20 protein-coding genes are annotated in these 17,497 nt (G+C 61.1%); 10 read left to right on the top strand and 10 right to left on the bottom strand.

The features are described from left to right. The first annotated feature begins 88 nt into the window (after nucleotides 1-88). Nucleotides 89-376: a SelT/SelW/SelH family protein gene (locus tag J2W17_RS01200; protein WP_307327940.1), complete on the top strand. Its 288-nt coding sequence runs from the start codon at nucleotides 89-91 to the stop codon at nucleotides 374-376. Here J2W17_RS01200 and J2W17_RS01205 read toward each other — a convergent pair. Together J2W17_RS01205 and J2W17_RS01210 are read right to left on the bottom strand one after the other, a co-directional pair. Next, nucleotides 370-1,263 carry a DMT family transporter gene (locus J2W17_RS01205; protein ID WP_307327942.1) on the bottom strand — a complete coding sequence of 298 codons (894 nt, stop codon included), beginning with the start codon at nucleotides 1,261-1,263 and terminating at the stop codon, nucleotides 370-372. The two genes, J2W17_RS01200 and J2W17_RS01205, sit on opposite strands and share 7 nt — an antisense overlap. A 194-nt stretch (nucleotides 1,264-1,457) precedes the next feature. Beyond that, nucleotides 1,458-2,222, bottom strand: a complete 765-nt coding sequence (locus J2W17_RS01210) for a helix-turn-helix transcriptional regulator (protein WP_307327945.1) — start codon at nucleotides 2,220-2,222, stop codon at nucleotides 1,458-1,460. Between the two features lie 135 nt (nucleotides 2,223-2,357). Between J2W17_RS01210 and J2W17_RS01215 the strand changes: the two genes are divergently transcribed. Beyond that, nucleotides 2,358-3,173 carry a UDP-2,3-diacylglucosamine diphosphatase gene (locus J2W17_RS01215; protein ID WP_307327948.1) on the top strand — a complete coding sequence of 272 codons (816 nt, stop codon included), beginning with the start codon at nucleotides 2,358-2,360 and terminating at the stop codon, nucleotides 3,171-3,173. Nucleotides 3,174-3,315: 142 nt separating this feature from the next. Here J2W17_RS01215 and J2W17_RS01220 read toward each other — a convergent pair whose 3' ends face one another. Beyond that, a complete protein-coding gene (locus J2W17_RS01220) occupies nucleotides 3,316-3,906 on the bottom strand; it encodes an HD domain-containing protein (protein WP_307327951.1) in 591 nt (196 codons plus the stop codon). 27 nt (nucleotides 3,907-3,933) lie between these two features. Next, nucleotides 3,934-4,245 (bottom strand): DUF962 domain-containing protein, encoded by a 312-nt coding sequence (locus tag J2W17_RS01225; protein ID WP_307327954.1) that lies wholly within the window; start codon nucleotides 4,243-4,245, stop codon nucleotides 3,934-3,936. Between the two features lie 164 nt (nucleotides 4,246-4,409). Here J2W17_RS01225 and J2W17_RS01230 point away from each other — a divergent pair, with 164 nt between their 5' ends. Further along, on the top strand, nucleotides 4,410-5,471 hold the full coding sequence (locus tag J2W17_RS01230) for an AraC family transcriptional regulator (protein WP_307327956.1): 1,062 nt from the start codon (nucleotides 4,410-4,412) through the stop codon (nucleotides 5,469-5,471). On the opposite strand, the gene J2W17_RS01235 is transcribed toward J2W17_RS01230, so the two are convergent. Further along, nucleotides 5,428-6,882, bottom strand: coding sequence for a TrkH family potassium uptake protein (locus tag J2W17_RS01235; protein ID WP_307327960.1), 1,455 nt, complete (start codon nucleotides 6,880-6,882; stop codon nucleotides 5,428-5,430). The genes J2W17_RS01230 and J2W17_RS01235 overlap by 44 nt on opposite strands. Nucleotides 6,883-7,003: 121 nt before the next feature. Here J2W17_RS01235 and J2W17_RS01240 point away from each other — a divergent pair, with 121 nt between their 5' ends. Then, nucleotides 7,004-7,570: an NAD(P)H nitroreductase gene (locus J2W17_RS01240; protein ID WP_307327963.1), complete on the top strand. Its 567-nt coding sequence runs from the start codon at nucleotides 7,004-7,006 to the stop codon at nucleotides 7,568-7,570. A 12-nt stretch (nucleotides 7,571-7,582) separates the two neighbouring features. On the opposite strand, the gene J2W17_RS01245 is transcribed toward J2W17_RS01240, so the two are convergent. The 5 genes from J2W17_RS01245 to J2W17_RS01265 all read right to left on the bottom strand — a co-directional run bounded on the left by J2W17_RS01245 (nucleotide 7,583) and on the right by J2W17_RS01265 (nucleotide 11,618). Further along, entirely contained in the window at nucleotides 7,583-8,923 is a 1,341-nt protein-coding gene (locus tag J2W17_RS01245) for a sensor histidine kinase (RefSeq protein ID WP_307327967.1), read from the bottom strand. A 175-nt stretch (nucleotides 8,924-9,098) separates the two neighbouring features. Beyond that, nucleotides 9,099-9,545, bottom strand: coding sequence for a Spy/CpxP family protein refolding chaperone (locus J2W17_RS01250; protein WP_150749095.1), 447 nt, complete (start codon nucleotides 9,543-9,545; stop codon nucleotides 9,099-9,101). A 215-nt stretch (nucleotides 9,546-9,760) separates the two neighbouring features. Further along, nucleotides 9,761-10,438 (bottom strand): response regulator transcription factor, encoded by a 678-nt coding sequence (locus J2W17_RS01255; protein WP_307327973.1) that lies wholly within the window; start codon nucleotides 10,436-10,438, stop codon nucleotides 9,761-9,763. A gap of 282 nt (nucleotides 10,439-10,720) precedes the next feature. Then, nucleotides 10,721-11,020 carry a YciI family protein gene (locus J2W17_RS01260; protein ID WP_307327976.1) on the bottom strand — a complete coding sequence of 100 codons (300 nt, stop codon included), beginning with the start codon at nucleotides 11,018-11,020 and terminating at the stop codon, nucleotides 10,721-10,723. Nucleotide 11,021: 1 nt separating this feature from the next. Continuing rightward, complete coding sequence (locus J2W17_RS01265; protein WP_307327979.1) at nucleotides 11,022-11,618, bottom strand: septation protein A; 597 nt, start codon at nucleotides 11,616-11,618, stop codon at nucleotides 11,022-11,024. Between the two features lie 87 nt (nucleotides 11,619-11,705). Between J2W17_RS01265 and J2W17_RS01270 the strand changes: the two genes are divergently transcribed. The 6 genes from J2W17_RS01270 (at nucleotide 11,706) to rluB (ending at nucleotide 16,931) form a co-directional block, all read left to right on the top strand. Then, nucleotides 11,706-12,569: a PHP domain-containing protein gene (locus tag J2W17_RS01270; RefSeq protein ID WP_307327982.1), complete on the top strand. Its 864-nt coding sequence runs from the start codon at nucleotides 11,706-11,708 to the stop codon at nucleotides 12,567-12,569. 13 nt (nucleotides 12,570-12,582) lie between these two features. Continuing rightward, on the top strand, nucleotides 12,583-13,212 hold the full coding sequence (locus J2W17_RS01275; protein WP_307329432.1) for an L-threonylcarbamoyladenylate synthase: 630 nt from the start codon (nucleotides 12,583-12,585) through the stop codon (nucleotides 13,210-13,212). A 60-nt stretch (nucleotides 13,213-13,272) separates the two neighbouring features. Then, nucleotides 13,273-14,031 carry a segregation and condensation protein A gene (locus J2W17_RS01280; RefSeq protein ID WP_178084774.1) on the top strand — a complete coding sequence of 253 codons (759 nt, stop codon included), beginning with the start codon at nucleotides 13,273-13,275 and terminating at the stop codon, nucleotides 14,029-14,031. An 11-nt stretch (nucleotides 14,032-14,042) separates the two neighbouring features. Next, the gene (scpB, locus tag J2W17_RS01285) at nucleotides 14,043-15,149 is read left to right on the top strand and encodes an SMC-Scp complex subunit ScpB (protein ID WP_307327985.1); all 1,107 of its coding nucleotides are present in this window, start codon (nucleotides 14,043-14,045) and stop codon (nucleotides 15,147-15,149) included. Between the two features lie 140 nt (nucleotides 15,150-15,289). Next, nucleotides 15,290-15,481 carry a DUF1289 domain-containing protein gene (locus J2W17_RS01290; RefSeq protein ID WP_307327987.1) on the top strand — a complete coding sequence of 64 codons (192 nt, stop codon included), beginning with the start codon at nucleotides 15,290-15,292 and terminating at the stop codon, nucleotides 15,479-15,481. Nucleotides 15,482-15,635: 154 nt separating this feature from the next. Continuing rightward, nucleotides 15,636-16,931 carry a 23S rRNA pseudouridine(2605) synthase RluB gene (gene rluB / locus J2W17_RS01295; RefSeq protein WP_307327990.1) on the top strand — a complete coding sequence of 432 codons (1,296 nt, stop codon included), beginning with the start codon at nucleotides 15,636-15,638 and terminating at the stop codon, nucleotides 16,929-16,931. Nucleotides 16,932-17,497: the final 566 nt, after the last annotated feature.

The following is a 17,497-nucleotide window of genomic DNA, read 5'->3' on the forward strand; positions in this document are numbered from 1 at the left end:
CTCATCGCCAGCAAGCCGGCTCCTACAGAGCAAAGGATAAAGCCGGTTATGATAACGACGCCCCCCTGACTCAGGAATCCTGCCCATCATGACCGTGCACAAACCGGAAATCGTCATCACTTACTGCACGCAATGCCAATGGCTGTTGCGTGCCGCCTGGCTGGCCCAGGAACTGCTCAGTACCTTTGGCGACGACCTGGGCAAAGTGTCACTGGTACCCGGTACCGGCGGGGTCTTCCACATTTTTTGTGACGAGGTGCAGATCTGGGAGCGCAAGGCCGATGGCGGTTTCCCCGAGGCCAAGGTGCTCAAGCAGCGGGTCCGCGACCGGATCGATCCGGACCGCGACCTGGGGCACAACGACCGGTCTCAGTGAGACGGGGCTTGTGCCGCAACGGTCTTTTTGCTTGAACCACCCGAGAGCCGGCTGGACACCACGATGGCGACGATGATCAAGGCGCCGCCGAGCAGCATTCGCAACGTCGGGTTTTCATCGAACAGCAGCCAGGCCATGGTGATCCCGTATACCGGCTCCAGAGCGAACACCACCGCGGCGGTTCGCGCCTTGATCACTGCCAGGCTGGCGACGAACAGGCTGTGCGCGACGCCGGTGCAAAACACCCCGAGCAGGCCGATCCACAACCAGTCGAGGGCGCGCACCTCACTCAACTGAGGTGCCGCCACCGGCAGCAGGCACAGCGCGACCACCACGTTCTGACACAGCGCCGCTTGCACCGGCGGGATGCGCCCGGAGCTGGCGCGGTTGGTCAGCGACAGCAGGGCGAACAGCAAGCCGGAAGCCACCGCCCAAAGCAGCCCGGTGGTGGCGCCACTGTCCAGATCGAAATCCGGGGTGACCAACACCAGCCCGACACTCACCAGCACTACCAGCAGGATTTCGTTGGCGCGAATCCGCTCGCGGAAGATCAACCCTTCGAGGATCACGGTAAATGCAGGGAAACTGGCGAAGCCCAGGGTCGCGATCGCCACGCCGGCCACCTTCACCGCGATGAAAAAACTGACCCAATGCCCGGCCAGCAGCAAGCCACTGAGCAACAACCGGCGCCAGTCCACGGCCTCGAGTGTGCGCCAGCGTGCAGAGCTGGCGAACCGCGCAAAAAAGGCCAATGCCAGTACGGCAAACGCGGCACGCCCGAAAACGATGACGGCGGGGGAGGCGACGGCGAGTTTGCCGAACACACCGGTCAGGCCAAACATCAGTGCGCCGATATGCAGGGCGCCAAGGGCGGTACGTGGAGTCATTGCAATCCTTGATAAACATTGAATCTGCCGGACGACATTCACCAACGTGAACGCGGCCAAAGGTAGGAGCTGCCGCAGGCTGCGATCTTTTGATCTTGCTTCTCAGCAATCAAGACCAAAAGATTGTCCGAACCGGCCCGAGCCTTCGGCAGCTCCTACATTGAACCGTGTGAGGCCTTGTGTCTGTCGGCAAGCTAGCGATTTTTGTCGCCAGCCTCGCGCCGCAATTTGCCAGGCGAGGCGCCAAATTCGCGCAACACCGCGGCGGCGAAAGCGCTCTGCGAGCTGTAGCCGACCCGACTGGCAATCTCGCCGATGGGCAATGCCGAATCCCGCAGCATGCCCACGGCCATGTGCAATCGTCGGCTACGGATATAGTCCATCGGGGTCTGCCCGCATTCGGCAACGAACCGCGCGTGCAACCGGGCGCTGGACAATCCGGCGATGCGCGCCAGGTCGGCGACTTGCAGCGGGTAGGCAGCATACTGATCAATATGAGCATTGAGCGCCGCATAGGGCAGACGCCGACCGCCCACGGCCTGCGGTGAGGCATTGTTGAGGCTGGCCAGCAACAGCACTGCACCCTGCTGCGCAATCACTGGATCGTTGACCTGACTGGCCGCCAGCCAGTTCACCAGTTGGCTTTGCCCGGCATCCAGCGGCAGGCGCCCGGCGTTGTCGAGCAAACGACGGCTGGCATGCGCGTGATCCCCCAGTGACTGCAAGACCCACTCATCGCCCGGCACATCCAGCACCAGGCAACGGCTGCCATTGGCGCTGCCACAGGCATGGTGAAAACCGGAGGGCACCACCACGAAACTCTGTTGAACCACTCGACTACCATGCCCGTCGACCTCGAAATCCAGCGCGCCCGATAGCCCGAACACCAGTTGCGCGTGGTCGTGGCTGTGGACGATCAGCTCGTCGCTGTACTGGCGTAGCGTGAGGATCGGTCTCATCGCAGGTCTCCCGAATAAGGCGGCCAGTCTACACCGAGGGCGTACGCGAGCGCTGTCACGGGACTGACTTGCCACTGTCATGGGCAATTAATCCGGTCGGCGCAAGCTTGCCCAAACAATCGCAGAGGGTTGCCCATGACCAGCGCCGAGTTCGCCAAACCCAGTCGCAAGCAACGTGTGCGAACCTTGTGGATTTCAGATGTGCACCTGGGCACCCGGGATTGCCAGGCCGAACACCTGTCGCAGTTTCTCAAGGGCTACCATGCGGACAAGGTCTACCTGGTCGGCGACATCATCGACGGCTGGAAACTGCGCAGCGGCATGTACTGGCCGCAGGCGCACACCAATGTGATTCGTCGTTTGTTGACCATGAGCAAGCGCGGCACCGAGGTGATCTACGTCACCGGCAACCATGACGAGTTCCTGCGCCGTTACTCGAAGCTGATCCTGGGCAACATCCAGTTGGTGGACGAAGCCGTGCACGTCACTGCCGATGGCCGCCATTTGCTGGTGATCCATGGTGACCAGTTCGATGTGATCACCCGGTATCACCGTTGGTTGGCCTTTCTTGGCGACTCCGCCTACGAATTCACCCTGACCCTCAATCGCTGGCTCAATCATTGGCGCGCCCGTTATGGCTATGGCTACTGGTCGTTGTCGGCGTATCTCAAGCACAAGGTGAAGACAGCGGTCAGCTTCATCGGCGATTTTGAAGAGGCCATAGCCCACGAATGCGTGAAGCGTGGACTCCATGGCGTGGTGTGCGGGCACATTCACCATGCGGAGATTCGCAAGGTGGGGGAGGTGGATTACCTCAACTGCGGGGATTGGGTGGAATCGTGCACGGCGTTGATCGAGCATTGGGATGGCTCGATCGAGTTGTACCGCTTGGCAGACGCCCAGACGCGGGAGGCGCAGCTGAAGGCGGTGAAAGTCGCGGAGCCGGCTTAAGGGGAATGTTGTCAGTGCGGGCCCCTTCGCGAGCAAGCCCGCTCCCACAGTGGGCGAGGTGAACACAACATTTGTGAACGCCAGAGAACCCTGTGGGAGCGGGCTTGCTCGCGAAAGGGCCAGATCAGTCACTCTGGATCTGTCAGGCGGGCGCATGCTCCGCCATCGCCGCCTTGTAAATCGAATTCTTCGGCTGCGCAAACAACCGCTGCATCATCGGCTCGAAAAAACTCAACGGCAGGGTGTCGTACGCCGGGTCAAACGCCGCCGCATCATATTTGGCGCAGAATTCGATCGTCGCCTGATACTGCGGATGGCCGCTGAATTGCTCGCGCAAATGCCGGTCCATGCCCAGGTGATGGAAGAAGTAGTAACCCTGGAAAATCCCGTGTTTCTCCACCATCCACAGATTCTCGGCATTGACGAACGGCTTGAGGATCGCCGCGGAGATGTCCGGATGGTTGTAGGAGCCCAGGGTGTCACCGATGTCGTGAAGCAGGGCACAGACCACGTATTCTTCGTCGCGACCATCGCGCCAGGCGCGGGTGGCGGTTTGCAGGGAGTGGGTCAGCCGGTCCACCGGGAACCCGCCGAAATCCCCCTCGAGCAATTTCAGGTGCGCCACAATCCGCGACGGCAGCTGGCGGGCGTAGGCGCTGAAGTCGGCGGCGATGATCGCCCAGTCTTCCTGCGTGCCATCCTTCATGTGGGTGAAACGGGCGTTGGCATTCATCAGCTGTCCTCTTTTGACCGATTGCCCTTAGAACGGCACGCGACCAAGAATCATATCCCGATACATGACGAAATCGCCGAGCAGGCTGTAAAGCGGATGCTGGAAAGTCGCAGGGCGGTTTTTTTCGAAAAAAAAATGCCCGACCCAGGCGAAGCTGTAACCCGCCAGCGGCAAGGCCAGCAACATCAGCCAGGCGCCTTTGCCGATGGTCACGGCCAGGATGAAGATCACCAGCGTCGTGCCGATAAAGTGCAGTCGACGACAGGTACTGTTCCTGTGTTCGCTGAGGTAATACGGGTAAAACTCAGCGAAACTGTTGAAACGTCTTATGTTTTCCACGCCTGCGATCTCTGTGTTTATTGTTCTGACTGCAAGTTGTGCTGCGGGTAGCTTATTTAAGTCTAGAGTGAACAATGGCATCAGCCACTGACAATGGGCGCCACTTTAGTATCCTTCGGAAAACCGGCCGCCGTAGCCTGCGGCACATCATTTAAGAAAACGCCATGAGCGAACGAACGACATCTGCAAGCTGGACGATGGGGATTGTCAAGGCACTGGAAATGGACGGCCTGGATTGTCGGGTGCTGTTCAAGCAACTGGGGCTCGACTACGCGGCGCTGGACGATCCGGACGCGCGCTTCCCGCAAGATTCCATGACACGGCTGTGGCAGCGTGCGGTCGAGCTGTCCGGCAACCCGGCGATTGGCCTGAACATGGGCAAGGTGGTGCGGCCGGCCTCCTTCCATGTGGCGGGCTATGCCCTGATGTCAAGCCAGACCCTGGCCGACGGTTTTCGGCGGCTGGTGCGTTATCAGCGGATCATCGCCGAAAGCGCCGACCTGAGTTTCCGCTTGCTGGATGAAGGTTACGCGCTGATTCTGACGGTCCATGGCGACCATCTGCCGCCCACCCGGCAGAGCGCCGAAGCTTCATTGGCCTGTGCCCTGGCGCTGTGTGGCTGGTTGACCGGGCGAATCCTGCAGCCGCGCAAGGTGCTGTTGCAGGGCGATGAGCCCATCGACCTCGAACCCTATAAACAAGCCTTCCACGCGCCGATGGTGTTCAGCGCGCCGTATGATGCGTTGATCTTCGAACGCGCCGACATGGAAGCGCCGCTGCCGACGGCCAACGAGGCGATGGCGCTGCTGCATGACCGGTTTGCTGGCGAATACCTGGCGCGCTTCTCTGAAAGCCGGGTAACCCACAAGGCGCGGCAGGTGTTGTGCCGGTTGCTGCCCCAGGGCGAACCCAAGCGCGACGCCGTGGCGCAGACGCTGCACTTGTCGCAACGGACCTTGCAGCGCCGCCTGCAGGAAGAGGGCACCAGTTTTCAGACGCTGTTGGACGACACCCGGCGCGAACTGGCGGAGCAGTACCTGGCGCAACCGGGCATGACCCTGCTGGAGATTGCCTACCTGTTGGGGTTCGCCGACCCAAGTAATTTCTTTCGCGCTTTTCGACGCTGGTTCGATGCCACCCCCGGCGAGTACCGGGTGCGGCTGATGGAAACGCCGAACCCGGTCAGTGACGCCAGAACGCCGGTATACACAGGACAAATACCGTAATGATCTCCAGTCGGCCCAGCAACATGCCGACCGAGAGAATCCATTTGGCGGCGTCCGGCAGGGACGCGAAGTTACCTGCCGGGCCGATGGTCTCGCCCAGCCCCGGGCCGACACCGGACACGGTACTGGCCGCGCCGGTGAGGGCAGTCATCCAGTCCACGCCGAGCAGCGACAGCAGCAGGGCGATCACGCAGATGGTGATGGCGAAGAAGAACGAAAAGGTCAGGATCGAGCGCACGATCTCTTCGTCGAGACGGTGACCGTTGTACTTCTGCTTGATCACCGCCCGCGGGTGAATCAATTGGTTAAGGTTGGCCTTGAGCAGGATATAGGCGACCTGGAAGCGGAAAATCTTGATCCCGCCAGCGGTCGATCCCGAGCAGCCGCCGACAAAGCCCAGGTAGAAGAACAGCATCAGAGAGAAATTTCCCCACAGGCTGTAGTCCCCAAGCGCGAATCCTGTCGTCGTCACCACCGAGGTCACGTTCAGCGCCACGTGCCGCAGCGCCTCGAGCCAATGCAGCTGGGTGGTCCACCAGTACCAGGTGCCGAGCACCAGCCAGGTCACCAGCAACATGCCGAGCAAGCCTTGCACCTGCTGGTCCTTGATCAGGGCCTGGCGATTACCGCGCAAGGTCGCCACGTACAGGGTGAACGGCAGGCTGCCGAGAATCATGATGACGATGGCTACCCAGTGCACCGCCGGTTGCGTCCATTTGGCCAGGGACTGGTCGGAGGTGGAGAAACCGCCGGTGGAAATCGCCGACATCGCGTGGTTGATCGCATCGAACGGGCTCATCCCGGCCCACCAGAATGCCAGGCTGCCGAGAATGGTGATGCCGACATAGGCCGCAACGATCAGGCGCGCCACCATGTGCGAGCGGGGCATGACCTTTTCCGAACGGTCTGACGACTCGGTCTGGAACAGGCGCATGCCACCGATGCGCAGCAGTGGCAGAATCGCGACCGCCATGCCGATAAACCCGATGCCGCCGATCCAGTGCAGCAACGAGCGCCACATCAGGATGCCGGGGGACATGTCGTCCAGGCGGTTGAGCACCGTCGCACCGGTGGCGGTAATGCCGGACATGCTTTCGAAGAACGAGTCGGTGTAGCTGATGTGTTGAGTCAGGAGAAACGGCAGCGCGGCGAAAATGCACACCACCAGCCAGCTGCTGACGGTCAGCAGGTACATGTCCCGCGGGCGCAGGTGCACATGTTCGGGTCGCCCGGGAATGACCAGGGCTAAACCTGCGACAAAGGTGATCACGCTTGCCCAGAGGAACGACGGCAGGTCGCCGGTGCGCTCGAAGATCAGCAGCGTGGCCATGGGCACGACCATGGCTACGGCCAGCGTGATCAGGAAGATGCCGATGATGAAACCAATGGTCCGTAAGGTCGGCAACGCCATGAAGTCCGCTCGGGCTGAAATAGGGAAGGGCGCCATTCTACCTGCGACGCAGGGCATGTAAACCGGCAGGGACCGCGCACTTGCAGCTAGAATAGCCAATCATTTTTTCAGGAGGTGGCCGATGCAGGCTCTCGACGCTTTGCTCAACCGTGTTTCCGTTCCACGACTGCTCGAACCGGCACCCACCCCGGAGCAGCGCGAAGTGCTGTTTGCCGCCGCGATGCGTGCACCGGACCATGGCCACCTGCAGCCCTGGCGCTTCCTGACCGTCGAAGGCGCGGCGCGCGAGCAGATGGGCGAGTTGCTGGCCGAAGCGGCGAAGCTGCAGGACAGCGAAGTGTCCGAGGCGGCGCTGGACAAGGCGCGCAACGGGCCGCTGCGTGCGCCGCTGGTGGTCGTGGTGATCGCTCGCTTGCAGGACCACGTCAAATATCCAAAGTCCGAACAACTGCTGGCAGCGGGCTGCGCGGCCCACGGGATTTTGCTGGCGGCCTATGCACAAGGGATTGGCGCGGTATGGCGCACCGGTGAGCTGGCTTATTCGCCGCATGTGGCCAAAGGCTTGGGTTTGGCCGAAGGGGAAGAGGTGATTGCGTTTCTTTACCTTGGCACGCCGCAGAAAGAGCCGCGGGTGGCGGAGAAGGTCGATCTGGCCGAGTTTGTCAGCGCCTGGCCCGGTAAAGCCTGACGACACAGGAGATCAGGGTTGGACGACGATCCCGGGCACCAACGGCAATTCGAGGCTGGCGATAAACCCGCCCTGCGGATGATTGGCCAGCACCAGGCTCCCGCCATGCCGCTCCGCCGCACGACGCGCAATCGCCAACCCCAGGCCATGCCCCGCCGCCGTCTGCCCCGGTGCACGATAGAACGGCTCACCCAACTGGCTCAAATGCTCGGCCTCCACACCGGGCCCATGGTCGCGCACACTGACGACAATCCGCTCGCCCTGGCGTGACGCCTGCATTTCTATCGATTGCCCTGCGGGATTAAAGCGCTGGGCATTGCGCAGCAGGTTGTCCACCGCGCGCTCGATCATGGTCGGCCAGCCTTTGAGGTTCAGTTGCGGCTCGGCCTCAAGGCGTACGTTCTGCTCCGGCGAGCCAAGCTGTGCATCTTTTTGCAGGGTGTGGAGCAAGGCATTCAGGTCCACCTCTTCGGCGCTGGCGTTATCGGCATCGACCCGCGCCAGCACCAGGATTTCGCTGATCAGCGCTTCCAGGCGGTCGCATTCTCGGGTCAGGCGTGGCCAGAGTTTTTCCCGCTCCTCGGGTTTGGCCCTTTCGGCCAGTGCCAGCGCAATGCGAAGTCGTGCCAGGGGCGAGCGCAATTCGTGGGATACATCGCGCAACAGTTGCCGCTGACTGCCGATCAGGCTTTGCAGGCGGGCGCCCATGCGGTTGAAATCGTTGGCGAGCACGCCGAACTCATCGCGCCGGTTGGCCAGTTTCACCAGGCTGTTCTGCTGATAGGTGGTTTGTCCCAAGTCATGCACGGCACCGCGCAAGCGGCTGAGGGGGCGGGTGATCGAAAAGGTCACCAGCAGACTGAACAAGGTCAGTACCACCAACGCGATACCCAATGCACTCAACGGCCAAAGCAGGCTTTCGCGGTGCCAGGCGTCCAGTTCCGGATGCGGGATTCGATAGATCAGCAGGTAGGTGTCACCGGTTTTAGCGCTGGTGTACTCATCGGTGAGACGACGCCATGGCAGGCGGCGATCGTCGCTGTTCTGCCGCGCTTCAAAGGCTGCCGCGCGACGGGGGAAGGTGCCGCGCACCACCGGGTCGCCGCTCTCGTTGAGCACCTGGACGTCGATGTGATACTGGCGCTTGCGCTGTTGCAGAAGATCCTGGGCCGCTTCCTCTCCCTGGGCTTCGTAGGTTTGCGTCCACTGTTCGGCCAGGGTGTTGAGGCCTGGATGGCGGCTGAGAATCCACGCGTCCTGGTTGAGCATGTGCCCGAGCAGAATGGACAGGCCCGCAACCAGAGCGATGGCCAGCCAGAAGCTGGCCAGGATACGCCAGAACAATGAGCGCACAGATAATCCTCAGACAAACACAAAACCAATGTAGGAGCTGGCTTGCCAGCGAAGGCGGCGTATCAGTCGACACAAATGTTGAATGACACACCGCTTTCGCTGGCAAGCCAGCTCCTACAATTAAACCGAGTAGCACCAGACCCAACGGTGTTCAGCCGTTGGGTCCGTTAACGGATTATTGCGCTTTTTGCGGTTGTTGCGCTTTCCAGGCCTTGAACTCGGCCCATTCCGCGCGGCGCTCGGCCTTTTTCTTCTGGATCTCGTCGAATTGCTTCTGTTGATCCGGTTTCAGCAGGGCTCGCACGTCGGCTTCGGCTTTCTTGTGGTTGGCGGCCATTTCGTCTTTCATGGCTTTCTGGTCGGCTGGCGACAGTTTTTCCAGGTACTTGTCGACCACTTGCTTACGCTCGTGCATCTGCTCGCCCATGATCTTGCGGATCTGCTCGCGCTGTTCGCGACTCAGGTCAAGCTGGCTGTAGGGGCCTTTGCCGTGCATGCCGTGCATCTGACCGCCGTGGCGCGAGCCGTCCATCGGACCCATCGGGCCGGCGCCTTCAGGCATGGCCATGGCAACGGTTGGCAGAGCGGCAGCGAACATCAGAGCGATAAGAGTCTTGCGCATGGTGAATCTCCTTGTCTCGTTCCCGGTACGTTCCGGATGAGTGCAGATTACGCAGATCTAGGTCAGCGGCGGTCAGCGAAGCGTAAAGCTTGGGTAAAGACGATTTTGTACCGTCCTGACAAACACCGATTTTGTGGGCCGACCAGTTCCTTGTGGTGTCAGTCACACCGCCTTCGCTGGCAAGCCAGCTCCTACACAGGGGACAGCATTCGGGTTCAGAGGCTGTAGTAGTAGCCCCGGCTGCGCAGGGCAATGATGCGCGGGCGGCCATCGGGATGCGGGCCGATTTTTTTGCGCAGGTTGCTGATGTGCATGTCCAGGCTGCGGTCATACAGGGTCAGTTTGCGCCCGAGGGCGATCTGCGCCAGATCTTGTTTGTCCAGCGGTTCACCAGGTTGCTTGAGCAACGCTTCGAGCAGGCGGCTTTCAGAAACGGTGAGGGTGAACTCCTGGTCATCGATGCTGACCACGCCACGCGCCGGACTGAAACACAGGTCGCCCAGTTCAAGCTGGCTGGACACCGCCGTCGGATGACTGCGGCGCAATACGGCGCGCAAGCGCGCTGTCAGTTCACGTGGATCGCAGGGTTTGGCCAGGTAATCGTCGGCACCGAGTTCCAGGCCGAGGATGCGATCCAGCGGCTCGCCCCGGGCCGAAAGCATCAGCACCGGCAAGTCCGGATGATCGCTGCGCAGTTGCTTGAGCAATTCCAGGCCGCTGCCGTCCGGCAGCATCACGTCCAGCACCACGGCCGCTGGCGAGGTTTCTGCCAGCGCGCGACGGGCACTGCGGCCATCGTGGCAGGCGCGGACGTGGAAGCCTTCCTGGCTCAACCAACTGCTCAGGAGCTCGCACAGCTCCTGATCATCATCAATTAATAACAGCTCGCTCATGAATCACTCAATTTAGCCATTGCCGACATTCTGCTTGCACCACTGGCGAAGATACCGCACAGCACGGGCCACCGCACCGGGGACGAACCATTGTTGCCGGTCGGTCAATGGATGTGGCAGCGGACTGTTGGATGACTTATACAACGATCATCGGACACAACGGCCCTTTGCGTATCGCGACGCCTGCTACCCATACGGTGACTGGCAGGTTGTCGGCTGGTGAAAGGGAATAATGAGCGTTGAGAGCGCGATGAACCGGGAAGGTTCATCGCGAGGGGGATATTACGGCAGGACTTGCTTGAACGGCTTGACCGACACGTTGGCGTAGACGCCGGCGGCGATATACGGATCGGCGTCGGCCCAGGCCTGGGCTGCGTCCAGGGAATCGAATTCGGCGACGATCAGGCTGCCGGTGAAACCCGCGGCCCCCGGATCATTGCTGTCGACGGCCGGGTGCGGGCCGGCCAGTACGATGCGGCCTTCGCCCTTGAGTACCTGCAGGCGCTCAAGGTGGGCAGGCCGTGCGGCCAGGCGGGCTTCCAGGGAGTTGGCGACGTCTGTGGCAATGATTGCGTAAAGCATGTCAGTCCTCGGTTTTTGGCGTTGTGGTATCGGCGTCGTGCAGATGGCGGGACAGGTAAATGCCCTGTGCGACCAGGAACAGCAAGGTCATGCCCAGGCTGCCGAAGACCTTGAAGTCGACCCAGTAGCTCTGGAAGGTGAACGCGACAAACAGGTTGGCGGCGCCACAAAACAGGAAAAATACGATCCAGGCGATGTTCAGGCGGGTCCAGACCGGCTCTGGCAGCGTCAGTGCGTGGCCCATGATGCGCTTGATCAACAATTGATCACCGACGAAGTGGCTGCCGATGAACGCCAGGGCAAACAGCCAGTTGACCACCGGGGCTTTCCATTTCAGGAAGGTCTCGCTGTGGAACGCCAGGGTCAGGCTGCCGAAGACCAGGCAGGCGATGAGGGTCAGCCACTGGCTCTTCTCCAGCTTGCGATGCTTGATATAGAGCGCGCCGTAGACCACCAGGGAACTGACGATCAGCATCGCGGTGGCGCTGTAGATGCCCCCTACGGTCAGTTGATGACCGGCGATATCGACCACCCGGGGCTCGATTTTGAACACAATGAAAAACAGCAGAAGCGGGATGAAATCGATGAATTGTTTCACAGTGGCAGCCAGAAGCAGGATGTGGCGGCATAATAACAAACATATGGGCGCGCGATAGCGCCAGCTGATTTGAGGTAACACATCCCCGTGAATGTTGATTTGCACTGCCACAGCACGGCCTCCGATGGCGCCCTGGCGCCTGCGGTCCTGGTTGCGCGTGCGTTCGAGAAAGGCGTGCGGGTCCTGGCCCTGACCGATCACGACACCCTCGAGGGCCTTGATGAGGCTCGCAGCGCGGCGTCTGCGCTGGGCATGCAACTGGTCAATGGCGTCGAATTGTCCTGCACCTGGGGCGGCGCGACCATCCACGTGTTGGGCTACGGATTTGATGTCAATGCACCATCGTTGGTCGAGGCGATTGCCCGATTGCACGATGGCCGCTGGCTGCGGTCCGAAGAAATAAGCCGCAAGTTGGCGTTGAAAGGCATGCCGGGAGCGCTGGAAGGTGCCCGGGCCATTCAGCAGGAACTGGGCGACAGCGGCAACGCGCCGGCCCGTCCGCATTTCGCCGACTGGATGGTGCGCGAGGGGTACGTCAAGGATCGCGCCGAGGCGTTCCGCAAATGGCTGGGGGCCGGCAAGCTGGGGGACGTCAAGCAACACTGGCCGACCCTGGAAGACACCGTCGAAACCCTGCGCGCGGCGAACGCCTGGGTCAGCCTGGCGCATCCCTGGCACTACGATTTCACTCGTAGCAAACGTCGCCGGCTGATTGCCGACTATATTCAAGCAGGGGGCCACGCGATCGAAGTGGTCAATGGCCATCAGCCCGCCGAGCAAGTGGGCAGCCTGGCGATTCTAGCCCGCGAGTTCGGTCTGCTGGTCAGCGCCGGCAGTGATTTTCATGGCCCTGGAGGCTGGTCCGAGATCGGTGAATACCGCCCGCTCCCGGAGGATCTGCCGCCATTGTGGTGTCGATTCAAACATGACCCAATTATTGCCGCCGTCTGAACAGGTAGAGAATGTGAGTCAATTTTTCCAGATTCATCCGGAAAACCCGCAAGCGCGCCTGATCAAACAGGCTGTCGAGATCATCCGCAAAGGCGGGGTGGTGATTTATCCCACAGACTCTTCCTACGCCATTGGTTGCCAGATCGGTGACAAGAACGCCGTGGAGCGCGTGCGTCGCCTGCGTCAGCTGGATGAAAAGCACAACTTCGCGCTGATTTGCAGCGACCTGTCGCAACTGGGGTTGTTCGCCAAGATCGACACCGGCACCTTCCGCCTGCTCAAGGCGCATCTGCCGGGCCCCTATACCTTCATCCTCAACGCCACCCGCGAAGTCCCGCGCCTGCTGTTGCACCCGAAAAAACGCACCATCGGCCTGCGCGTGCCGGCCCATCCGATTGCCCTGGCACTGCTGGAAGAGCTGGGCGAACCGCTGATGAGCGTGACCCTGATCATGCCCGGTGACAGCGACCCGATGAGCGATCCTTACGAAATGCGCCAGTTGCTCGAGCATCAGGTCGACCTGATCATCGACGGCGGTTTCGGCGGGATCAAGGCGTCCACCGTGATCAACCTCGCCGATGGCGAGCCGGAAGTGATCCGCGTCGGATGTGGCGATCCCGCGCCGTTCATGGCCGAGGCCTAGATGTCCGCAGCAGAACCCGTCGACGATCAGGCCGGAGCCCAGCAAGAGCTGCCTTTCGCGATGGTCTATGGCCAGGCGGTCATGGAAATGCCGCTGGACCTGTATATCCCGCCGGATGCGCTCGAGGTTTTTCTCGAGGCCTTCGAAGGCCCCCTCGACCTGTTGCTGTACCTGATCCGCAAACAGAACATCAACATCCTCGACATCCCGGTGGCGGAAATCACCCGCCAGTACATGGGGTATGTCGAATTGATGCAGTCGGTACGCCTGGAACTGGCCGCGGAATACCTGGTGATGGCCGCGATGCTGGCCGAAATCAAATCGCGGATGTTGCTGCCCCGTGCCGAAACCATCGCAGACGAAGAAGACGACCCCCGCGCCGAACTGATCCGGCGCTTGCAGCAGTACGAACGCTTCAAAGCCGCAGCCGAAGGCATCGATGGCTTGAGTCGCGTCGGTCGTGACGTGGTGGTGCCCAAGCTCGATGCCCCGGAGGCGCGCGCGCGCAAGCTGTTGCCGGATGTGAGCCTGGAAGAATTGCTGATGTCCATGGCCGAGGTCCTGCGCCGGGGCGACATGTTCGAAAGCCACCAGGTCAGTCGCGAGGCGTTGTCCACCCGCGAACGCATGAGCGATGTGCTGGAACGGCTCAAGGGCGGCGGTTTCGTGCCCTTCGTCGAGCTGTTTACCGCCGAGGAAGGACGCTTGGGGGTGGTGGTGACCTTTATGGCGATCCTCGAACTGGTCAAGGAATCCCTGGTCGAGCTGGTGCAGAATGAGCCGTTCGCGGCGATCCACGTCCGGGCCCGAGCCGAATAACGAGTTGAATCATGAACCTGAGTGAACCCCGCGAGCTCGCGCCACTGCTTGAGGCCTTTTTGTTGGCCTCGGGAAAACCGCAATCGCTTGAACGCCTGTTCGAACTCTTCGAAGAGGCCGAACGCCCCGAGCCGCCGGTCTTCAAGAAAGCGCTGACGATTCTGGCCAAATCCTGCGACGGCCGCGCCTTCGAGCTGAAGGAAGTCGCTTCCGGGTATCGGCTGCAGATCCGCGAGAAATTCTCGCCATGGGTAGGACGCCTGTGGGAAGAGCGGCCGCAACGCTATTCCCGCGCCATGCTCGAAACCATGGCCTTGATCGCCTATCGCCAGCCGATTACCCGGGGCGAGATCGAAGACGTGCGCGGTGTGGCGGTCAACACCCACATCGTCAAGACCCTGCTGGAGCGCGAGTGGATCCGCATCGTCGGCTACCGCGACGTGCCTGGCAAACCGGCGATGTTCGCCACCACCAAGGTCTTTCTCGATCACTTCAACCTGAAGAACCTCGACGATCTGCCGCCGCTGGCCGAACTGCGCGAGCTGGAACCTGATCCAGTACTGGATTTCGACGACGCACCGGTGCCTGCCGGGTTGCAGGAATTGGCGGATGCCAGTGCCGAGCCGGAAGAGCCTAAGGAAGAAACCAGTTTCCATACGTTGTTGCAGGAGCTGGACACGATGGAGGAGGGGCTCAAGACCGATTTCGATGACATCCTGCGCGATGGGGCGGTGATTGAGACTGAGGATGTCCTGGAACAGCCTGAGCCTGAGCCTGAGATCGAAGCTGAACTTCAAGTCGAGGTCGAGGCCACAGTTGAAGAGGCTCAGGAAGAAGACCAGGAAGAAGAGCAGGAAGAAGAGCAGGAAGAAGAGCAGGAAGAAGAGCAGGAAGAAGAGCAGGAAGAGCAGGAAGAAGAGCAGGAAGAGCAGGAAGAGGAGCAGGAAGAAGAGCAGGAGGATGATGTGCTTGGCGTCGCCGAAGCTCGCGAAAAACTCCTGGCGGCAGTCGCTGCCCTTGAGCAGCACAAACCCGAACCCGAATTGAGCGACGAAGAAGCCGAAGCCCGGGCCCTTGCTGAAGCGATCGAAGCCGAACGCCGCGAATTCGAAGACTGACCCACACTCTGCGGACACTCCAAACCCCCTGTAGGAGCGAGCTTGCTCGCGATGGTGTGTCAGTCAAATCAACGTTAACTGACACACCATCGCGAGCAAGCTCGCTCCTACAGTGGGTCATGTGTTGTTTGGAGTTATCGATGAGCTCAACCAAAGACCCCTGCATCAGCGTCTGCAAATTCAGCGACGACATCTGCATCGGCTGCGGCCGCAGCAAGCGCGAGATCAAGGCCTGGAAGAAACTCGACAAGGTCGACAAGCGCTCGGTGCTGGCCGAGGCCGCGCTGCGATTGATCAGGCTGGGTGCCACCGGTCGGCGGAAAAGCAAATAACCTGGCCTCCATCCGCTAGTCTCTGATGCGCAAGCGCTCCCATGAGCGTATGATTCGCGACCCTCCGGCGATCCCTTCGCCCGAGTACCCAGCTTTCACGCTTCAGGCCCCTCATTCAGAGCTGCCTGAACAGACCACACCGGGAGGTGCCCAGATGAGTATCAAAGACCAGAAAGACGACCAGGAAATCGGCCCAGCAGGCGAAAAGCTGCAGAAAGTCCTCGCCCGTATCGGCGTCGGCTCGCGCCGTGACGTCGAAGCCTGGATCAGCCACGGCCGCATCAAGGTCAATGGCAAGGACGCCACCCTCGGCCTGCGCGTCGACCTGCATGACGCCATCACCATCGATGGCAAGGTGATCAAGCGCGAAGAAGCCGCCGAGTCGGTACGCCGCGTGATCATGTACAACAAGCCCGACGGTGAAATCTGCACCCGTGACGACCCTGAAGGCCGTCCGACCGTGTTTGACAAGATGCCGCGTCCGAAAGAAGGTCGCTGGATCAACATCGGTCGTCTGGACATCAACACCACCGGTCTGCTGATGTTCACCACCGACGGTGAACTGGCCAATCGCCTGATGCACCCGTCCTACGAAATGGACCGTGAATACGCCGTCCGTGTGCGTGGCGAAGTCGATGACGAGATGATCGAGCGTCTGAAGGCAGGCGTCGTCCTCGAAGACGGCCCGGCCAAATTCACCGACATCAAGCAGGCACCCGGCGGTGAAGGGTTCAACCACTGGTACCACTGCGTGGTGATGGAAGGTCGCAACCGCGAAGTTCGTCGCCTGTGGGAGTCCCAGGGCCTGGTGGTCAGCCGTCTGAAGCGCGTGCGTTTCGGTCCGGTGTTCCTCAACTCCGACCTGCCGATGGGTCGCTGGCGCGAAATGAGTCAGTACGAAGTCGACATTCTGAGTGCTGAAGTCGGTCTGACCCCGGTGGCGATGCCGCAGATGAACGCCAAGAGCAAAGACAAGCTCGAGCGCATGCAGCGTAAATCGTCCCGTCCGGTGGGCAAGACCGAGCGCGTACGGACCCTGCGTCCGGCCGCCGGTGCTCCTGCAGCCGGTCCGCGCTCACCACGTGAGCCGCAGATCGAAGGCGAGCGTCCGGCCCGCAAGCCAGCCGCACCCCGTGCGGATGGTGAGCGCGGTCCACGCACGCCGCGTCCGGCCAACGGTCGCACCGAGCGCGGTGAAGGCCGTGGTGCGCCAAGCGGCGGTCGCAGCGATCGCGGTGCGCCTGCCGGTCGTGGTGAGTCTCGTGGCGATGCGTCTCGCGGTACGCCAGTGGCGGACCGTCCGTCCGACACCAAGCGTCCGGCCAAGCCGGCACCGAAGAAACGCCCGGGCATCGTCCTGGTCGACAAGGACGCGCCATCGGGCAAGCGCCGCGGTGCGCCAGCCGGTTCCGGCCAGCGTCCGGGCTTTGGTCGTCGCAAGCCTGAGTAAGCGGTAAGCGCTTGATGAAAAACGCCAGCCTTCGGGTTGGCGTTTTTTTTTTGCCTGGCTTTAGTAATGTGGTGAATGTTAAAGCCTCTTCGCGAGCAGGCTCGCTCCCACAAGTTGCCGGGGTGTTCGCAGATCATGTGATCGACCCGATACATTGTGGGAGCGAGCCTGCTCGCGAAGGCGTCAGTAGCAATGCAACCAGACTCAGAATGGAAATCCGTTGTTACGCCCTGTAACGAAAACCTGACGAAATCCAATGATTTCTCCCGTGGAATCGTCACCCACCAAACGCTGTAAGTAAATACTTCCACTCGCTGGCTGTTCGAACGCTTTCCCGCGCTCTGCCCCGCTTGTTTCAAAACCCCATCAAGGATCAGATGCGCCCCATGCCTGTCGTGCAGGTGCATAACAAGAAGGAGGCGCAATGTACGCCGTGACTCGATTCCATCTCTTCCCGCGGGGCGAATGTTCTGCCGCCGCCGTCCACGACCCGCAAAGGTCTGACTCAGTTTTTGCAGCCGCCCGAGACACTCGGGGCGGACACAGGCAATCCCGGCAAACGACAC

The sequence above is a fragment of the Pseudomonas lini genome, from assembly GCF_030812475.1.
Lineage (GTDB): Bacteria > Pseudomonadota > Gammaproteobacteria > Pseudomonadales > Pseudomonadaceae > Aquipseudomonas > Aquipseudomonas lini_A.